Origin of the sequence: Aetokthonos hydrillicola CCALA 1050 (genome assembly GCF_017591665.1) — a bacterium.
GTDB classification, from domain to species: Bacteria; Cyanobacteriota; Cyanobacteriia; order Cyanobacteriales; family Nostocaceae; genus Aetokthonos; species Aetokthonos hydrillicola.
In genome coordinates this window covers 1-7,877 of sequence record NZ_JAAKGC010000131.1, presented here as the reverse complement: position 1 = coordinate 7,877, position 7,877 = coordinate 1, and the positions used below count along the sequence as shown (strand labels likewise).

Here is a 7,877-nt window from a genome sequence, read left to right as displayed (position 1 = left end):
GGGGGGGGGGGGGGGGGGGGGGGGGGGGGGGTCTGATAAGCGAAACCTGTCACTCCTAGCACTATTACCATTTTTGTCATTGAGTCCAATTTCACGCATGAACTCAGCCAGATTATCGCACAGATAAATTCGGCGTTGTTTGGTTTTAAGTGCTTCTGCGGTCATCCAAAGAACGAGAAGTCTTGGGATGCTGCCATAAGGGTAGCCTATAATTCTCTGTTTTGCAGAACTATAACCTGGTTGAATGACAAGTGAGAAGTTTCCATTGCGCCGCTGCCATATTGGAACTTCACCAGGATCTGAGTGAGGGAGGGTAGTTTGTATTAACTCTCTGGGGCTGAACACTAGCTGGCCCGACTGGGGTGGTCCCGCAACAATAATTTCAGACGCCTGTTGAATTCGCTTGACTACGCGAGACTTTGTTTCCATATATTAACTACTTTCATTTTTTCTCAAAAATACGGTTAAAGCCTCTTTTTTGCTCTGCCAAGAAGGGGCTTTAACTTTTTCTAAAAGAAAAAACAATTTAGTAATAATTGTGACTATTTAGCAACATACAATTGCTTGCTACATCTTCTAATTATTGTGAAAGTTTTCATGAGACGAAGTGTCGCAGTATTAGAGTGTTTTGAAGCGTTTCAACACTCATAACAAGATAGTCCGTAGCAAACAGCTATGATTTTCCCTTTAATTGGGCATATTTAACTTTTATAAAAATAAGATGAAAAAAAATACTGAATTCAAAAAACAGCCATGAGAAAATACCATGCTCTGGAATTGTTTTTCTCTCTAAAGGCGAATTTAAAATTCTCTCGAATTCTTTGTGGTCTTGATCTTCAAGCTCCTTGAGATAACTCCCAAAATCATATTCTGTCTGATGGACAGGAATTGACTCAACTTTCGTAGCTACATTATTTGTTGTAACAACGTCTGAGGCAGAAATCTTAATTTTATCATCATTATTATCCTGAGCAACGTACTGGAGTTCAATTTCTCGCTCAAGCCTCTGGATATCCTCAACAGTCTTTCCGGTCTCAGCAAGTTCTAATCGCCATTGACCATGAGCGATCGCATTATCGCGTCTCCTATGATATTCATCGTCACTAAGATTTGAAAGTGTTCTTTCAGCTTCTACAAGCAATAATCTAATTTTATTAGTAAGTTTTACATAGCTCGTTGCTGCGGTCTCTCCTTCGTAATCAAGTACAGCTTTTGCTAATTCAATTTTATGAGCGACCACCTGCTGCCAGAGGAGTGAATCTTCTTTGATAACAATTGCTTTAGGGTGACTTATCACCGAAAATAGCCATACACCAATCGGGTTGAAAACGTTGTCAGTATGTATTCTATAATACATAGCACAGCCTTTCGAGCTTTTTAGCTACCTTGATTTAAAGTTAAGGTTAAAATCATTTGCTGTCAATCCAATACAAAAAAATGGTCAACGACCACGTTCCTCTGGATGCAAGTAGTCAACTGTCTTATCGAAATGACGAACATTATTTTCTCGATAATAAGAAATGTTGGGATTTTCTTGAGTATGAAGGTTTAATCTGTTTAGACGAGTCTCGTTTTCTAGATGGGGATGTTTAGCTTTTAGTTGGTTAATAGTTTCAGTCATCTCTCGCCCTTGGGGAGTAATGAGAAATCTTCGAGCCTCAATAAATTTAAGTTGCCCGTAATCCTTGGTTGAAGCATGAGGACTTGCTTCATTTAAAGCCTTTATAATTTCATCTTCACGATGTCCAGCTAATTTGAGCTTTATAGAAATATTATCATCAACATTATTGAAAATCCCCAAATCATGATTCCTACCAAGTTCAACCCTATATTCATCAGTGGTGCTGAGTTTTTGATCTATACCTTTTTTGAAATCTTCGATATACTTATCTTTAGCAGCTTTCGCTTCGGCAAATTTAATTTCACCTCGGTGAAAGGAAAGTAACTGTTCTTCTCGCTTTACCATCTCCTGAGCGAGGTTGTACTCGGCAGGCGTTCTTCTATCCAGCAACGATACTCCATTCTTTATTCTCCAATCTTGTATGTTATTCAAAGATTTGTAAGGTATACGGCTGTCGCTTGTTAGCTCCTCAATATGTTGGCTGGCACCTTCCATATTTTTAATAAAAACATCATTTGAAAGAGCTGACTTAATCTCATGTTTTGCATAACCATCACTATAAAGCCTTAGAGCGGAATACTGATGTAACCTCGTTATCCGTTCCGGGTGCATAACAGGATCAAAATGTTCCTTGCCAAGTTTCTTAACAGCATAAGTCAATAAGTAATGATGCTTGTCCTCAGCACTGCCTACAAATTTGTTTTTCTCAAAATTTATTGCTCTCTGCTCAGCTACGTTTAAATTTTTTTGTAAAGTTCTCTGTGCTAACGGATTGTCATGAGTTTTTGAAATTCTTTCCTCAAACGAGCGGTTCTTGACCCGTTCAAGCTTACTTTTGATCATGTCTTTTTCAGCAGCAAAACTAGTTTGAACAAAATTTCGCTCATGGGGGTGATCAATGGAGTATTTATCTTTTTTTAATGAAAGACGCGCGCCTAGACGTTGAATTTGTTCCTCTTCATCATTAATAGACTTTATGTTTTTCTCCAATCGGCGAGATGCGGTAGCGCGTTCAGACTCCATTTTCTTATAAAAGGCTATTTTATCACTTTTTTTGAACAATGCCTCGATCTTTTCTTTTTCCTTAAGAGCAGCAAGAATCTTTTTTTCTTCACGATATAAATGGTAGATTTCCATTCCCCATTCATACGTATCATATAAAGCCAACCCGAAATTCAGACCTGGGATCTCAGCAGCGCCTGCCGCTTCTTTGAAAACCAGACTTCTAACTCGACTATACGTAGCTTTTAAAACTTTGGCACTGAAGGAGGGTCGATGTGGTTCTCCGGGACGGAGAACATCATAATCATCAGGTTGATATAAGTCTTTAAGCTCTTGCAATTTCTCATCAGTTAGCGGTTGTTGTTTATTTTCAGCCATTACTAAAATTTTTAATCGCTATCTACTGAATTTTAACTTGAAAAATAATTTTCTATCAAAAGCCGTTGAGTTAAAATTATTAACCGTTGCGGTTAAATATGTTCACTGAAATGAATTCATCACCTTCCTCGCTCATCCTCAGCCGATCGCTTTGCTTCCTGACGATTTTGAGGAAAACTTCTCGGTTGCGTTTGTTGCTTAGGGAGAGGGGCGGGGTCAGCCTCTACCGGAGTGGCCAGTCCTAGCTTATCAAGTCTATGCTCAGTGATTGTTGTTTCGTTTTGGAGACGTTGAAACCTCACCTGGGATGCAGCACTTCGTACTTGGGGAGATTGGAGATTAGGCCTTATACCTTTTTGAAGATAGGCAAGCTGATATTCGGGATCGGGGATAGAAACTGAAACAGGGCTTTGTTCCCTAATTGTTGAGTAAATCTGATTATACGAATATCCAGCAATGCGCATTTTTACTGCTATCTGAGCATCGGTATTAGGATTTAATGCAGCCTCTTTACCATGCGCACTGATGAATCTACCAAGTTCCCTAAGATACTCGGCTTTTGCTTGCGCTACAAAAAACCTAGGCAAACTTAAGGATTTACGCCCTTAAGGATAGGAGAACCAATAGCGCGGGGTTTTTGATGGATATGAGGAGTCAATAAGACTTGCACAGTATCAAATCTACGAGAGATCTTCGTTTGCCGTGGCGTGCCGTGCAACGAACAGTTAGTTCGTACCTGTTTGATACCAAGAGAATAATATTTGTGGCGGTTAAAACCACCACAAATATTAATTTTCTTAGCTACCTTCGACCAAGCCCCCGACTTCAATTTGTCCTCTGGCTTCTTGAAGTAAGAGTCAAGACCATTAGGTAATCTTTCGATTCTACCCTGACCGCGCCGTGCTATTACCAACGCTGCCGCGCATCCAGAGCTTAAACCATACATTGCCATATACTTTGTCAGACCAATGACTGAAGTATATGCAGCGCTAATATTTATCAGTTCTACTCCAGATTTCAAGCATCTCGATTCCATCATCTGGAGGAACTGGGAATAAGCCATACCAGAAAGCATTCGAGCATATTTAGCTCCCTTTTCCTTCATGGACGCTTTCTTTTTGGCAAAGTCTAAATCTTCAATCACTATCGGAACAGTATGTTCAGCAGCAATCCTGACCAGTTGTGCTACTGCTTTGCCGATAATATCTTTGGTTTGCACTGAACGCTTATCCTGAACATTGATTTTTATTGAACCGTGCCGTTTCAGATTCCCGTGTCTGTCAATCAATGTCCAATCAATACTACTTGGATTAAAATCTATTCCTAGTGCCCCATTCCCCAAAGAGGATTTAATTTGAGGATCTAAGGTTTCTATAGTCGCATTAATATAAACCTTTCCCGTTCGGTTAACCATCTCGTAAGTAACGGGTAGCTTACTGCCATTCCTAGAAGCTTGTTTCTTCTCCCCATTCTTTCCGTTACGGGTGGAAACATGTCTTACTATCTGGCTTGCCTCTAACAACCACTCTTGACCGCGAGGAAAGCTGATATTATGCAGGGTTGCGCTATCTCCGTACTTCTCCCTGAGACAAGGGGAGACGGTAATTGTTAGGGTTTTGGTTTGAGCATCGTACCTTACTAGTTGGTTGCCAGATGCAAAGTTTTTAGAACCAATGAAGAATGAACGGTTAGAACGCGCATCTCTCCAATCTTCTAGCCATTCTTCATGGGATTTATAGCCGTTCTGCTCTAATCTATACTGCTTTTCAAATAGTTTTGATGTCCCAAGGACTACGCTAAGCGTGCCAGCCGCCTTTGATTCTCTTAACCGTTTTATTTTGGCTTCTAGCTTGTTAATCTTTTGGGTTTTAAAATGAATTTTTCTTTTTAAGTTTTTGACTACTGTCTGTTGGCCAGATTTATTCGCTTTGTTTAGCTTAAATTCTAATTTTTTAATTGTTTTGCGGATTCCCTTTATCCGGTCTATATTCTCTTCTATGTACAAATCAACTAATTCTAATTGGGAATCGTAAACAGCAGACGCCTTATTGTATGCGTTTTTAGCTTCTGTATTGGATAATCCGTATCGTGTTTCTAGTTCCTTGCAAATAAGTTTTTCTAATTCAAATGCTTTTTTATCGGTTTTTCCGATTCGATTACGGATTGAAAAAGCGGTTCTTGTAGCTTGTCCGAAAACCTTTCCATACTCTTCCAAGTAATCTAACCCTATTTCATTTTCTGGAGAACTTTTTACTACTGTTTGGATTGTTACTATTGACAAGCTACTTTCACCTCCTTAAATGTTTTTATGTATATTAATATTATATCTAATTTTCTAAGTAAATTTCGTAATTTTACGAAAATCTTTAGCACTTTTATCCAATTCCTCTATTGGGAATTTGTTTTGATGACTTCTCATCCCGTACAATCTTTCTGAAAATACTGTAATGATTTCCAAAATATCCTTTACTAGCTCTTGTTCTGGTGATGCACTGGCATCGTGGTTGATAATAACTATTTAAACGTTTAATTGTTCACATAACGAAAATATTAATTCCGCTTCTTTTAAGGTAAACCTCTTTCCAAGACTTTCAACCTTACGGCATACAGGGGGACGAGACGCAAACTTCTGCTGCTCGGGTTTGGACACATCTCCTTGAATATCTTCAGGTTTAAGAAGAGATTCGTCAGCTTTATCCTTAGTAATCGTAAAATTACACTCTCATCACCTCCCTAATTCCAGCGTGTCTTTCTCAAATAGTTGAAAAGCCTTAAAGTTATATATTTTAATCGCTGGAATTAATTGTGATCAGCGTTCTCGATCGCCCTCAGCCGAACGCTTTGGTTCTTGTCGATTGTGTGTGTGGTTTCCTGATCGCCCTTCCTCCCTGGGAGGTGGTGAAGGAGCAGATTCTACGGGCGTAGCCAATCCAAGCTGTTCAAGTCTATGCTCAGGCTTTGGTGCTTCCTCCTGCCGCCTTTGGAATTGCAAGTTAACTGCTGCGGTTCTCACCTTAGAAGATTGGAGATTAGGTTTGATAGCTTTTGTAAGGTACTCTATTTGATAATTTGCATCCGGCAGCGAAACCGAAATTGGACTTTGCTCTCGAATAGTAGAATAAATCTGGTTATACGAATATCCAGCAATTCGCATTTTAACTGCTATCTGTGCATCTGTTCTGGGGTTTAGTGCAGCTTCTTTGCCATGCGCACTGATCATTCTGCCAAGTTCCCTAAGATACTCGGCCTTCGCTTGCGATCGCCACTTAGAAGTATCCTGCCCCAAAGCCCATTCAGCTTTACGAATTTGCTCAGCAGACTTAGGGGAATTTTGGGCTTGCTCAATTATTGCTGCCACTGTTTGGGCATCCAATTCCCCTACAGCCTCAATCACAATATTTGTATTGTTATTTGCCGGTTCAGTCTTAGTTATTTGTTCTGCATTTAATTTGTAGGAATCTCTTGGACGAGAATTTCTGCGAAAGCTGGTTTTTCGTGTGTTCTTATCTTGGCTCTTATCAGAGGAGGGAGTGTCCCCTCTCTCTGATTGCCGCGCTGACTTATCGTGAGTCGCGGCGAGCTTACTTCGTTCCCGCTCTTTATACTCTTGCCATTGACCTATGGTATGCCTCTGGTCAGCTTCACTTATAAGCTGTCTGGGATCTGCTTCCTGCTTTGTGGACGGCTGGGACTTGGCAGCAGCGCGTTCTTGTCTGCGAGCAATGGCTTCAATAACTTCCTTATTTTTGAAAATATTAGCAACAGTCCGATTAACGTAATCAGTCACATGCCCAGGTTTGCGCTTCTCTAAATCTGGACTTCCATACTCCAAAGCATAGCGTAAAGCATCACTACCCACCCCCTGTTTAGCCATCTGCTTAAGAGCCACCCAATCGACAGAACTGGGGTCACGACCAGAATATTTTGTCCTTGCTTTTTCACTCAGCTGCTCAAAGAGTTGCAGTGCTCTTGCTTTTTGAGCTTCTGTCGCTGGTTTTTGATCAAGTCCAGCAACCAGCTTGGCAGCTTCTTGCTCTTTTTGCAGGGCGATCGCCGCACGTTCTTTCGCTTTTTCAACCCACTGCACCCCATTACGCATTGACTTCCCAGAAGCTTCAACCAACTTCACATAAGGGAAGCCGTGTTTACCAGAATAAATACCCAGGTGTTCGTGCTTCCGGTTGGTAAGTCCGCTGAGCCGACCATAATGATTAAAACCGGCACTCCCCCTATCACCACCTACTGCTTCTGCTAGCATTTTACCCAACTGACTTGCAGTATCCCGATCTATTGGCTCATTTGATACTCGTACAAAGCCTTGAAAGTTCTTCGGAGATGACTCCATCAGAACAGCAAACTCTAAACCTTTTGCTTTTAGCTCTTCAACCTTGATGCCATCTATATCATCAACGAATATGAGACCTTGAGATTTGCCGCCAATAGTCGGAGCTAACCGAATGAATACATCCTTTCCTTGGGTATTTTGGTGGCGTAACCAGGAAAGAATGGGAGTCTTACCCGTCTGCGGATCATAGCGGAGAATGGTCTCTTTGGTAAAAGTCCTCGTCTGCATAGGATGCTTAGGCTCTTGCAGCTCGCCCGTTTCTTCGTTCAGCTTCAGTTGGCGATCGTAAATTCCAATTTCAAATTTACCGTCACCACCCATAGCATCTAGCTGCTGTTTAATAACGTGCCAGGTATAGTATTGGCGTGTCTTAGGGGGCTGTGGTTCAGGTCTTTTCCTTTCTTCCATTTTTGTGGCTTGTGGTGTCCAAATTATACGAACTTTTAAGCTGGACGTATATGTACGCTATTTATGGTTTAATTTGAACTATAAACGTTCGATTAAATACAAATCGCGGTTTAAACCGTGACT

General features: G+C 40.8%; 6 protein-coding genes. All 6 read right to left on the bottom strand.

Translation table 11 applies throughout. From position 1 onward, the window contains the following. Positions 1 to 429 (bottom strand): replication initiation protein (locus G4P69_RS32710; protein ID WP_208353978.1); only part of this gene is annotated, 429 nt, incomplete at its 3' end. A gap of 244 nt (positions 430 to 673) precedes the next feature. After that, complete coding sequence (locus G4P69_RS32705; RefSeq protein WP_208344506.1) at positions 674 to 1,357, bottom strand: hypothetical protein; 684 nt, start codon at positions 1,355 to 1,357, stop codon at positions 674 to 676. A gap of 84 nt (positions 1,358 to 1,441) precedes the next feature. Continuing rightward, positions 1,442 to 3,001 carry a hypothetical protein gene (locus tag G4P69_RS32700; protein WP_208344507.1) on the bottom strand — a complete coding sequence of 520 codons (1,560 nt, stop codon included), beginning with the start codon at positions 2,999 to 3,001 and terminating at the stop codon, positions 1,442 to 1,444. Between the two features lie 119 nt (positions 3,002 to 3,120). Beyond that, on the bottom strand, positions 3,121 to 3,588 hold the full coding sequence (locus G4P69_RS32695) for a hypothetical protein (protein WP_208344508.1): 468 nt from the start codon (positions 3,586 to 3,588) through the stop codon (positions 3,121 to 3,123). 2 nt (positions 3,589 to 3,590) lie between these two features. Then, the gene (locus tag G4P69_RS32690; protein ID WP_208344509.1) at positions 3,591 to 5,282 is read right to left on the bottom strand and encodes an IS200/IS605 family accessory protein TnpB-related protein; all 1,692 of its coding nucleotides are present in this window, start codon (positions 5,280 to 5,282) and stop codon (positions 3,591 to 3,593) included. A 528-nt stretch (positions 5,283 to 5,810) separates the two neighbouring features. Beyond that, on the bottom strand, positions 5,811 to 7,754 hold the full coding sequence (locus G4P69_RS32685) for a DNA-primase RepB domain-containing protein (RefSeq protein WP_208353975.1): 1,944 nt from the start codon (positions 7,752 to 7,754) through the stop codon (positions 5,811 to 5,813). Positions 7,755 to 7,877: the final 123 nt, after the last annotated feature.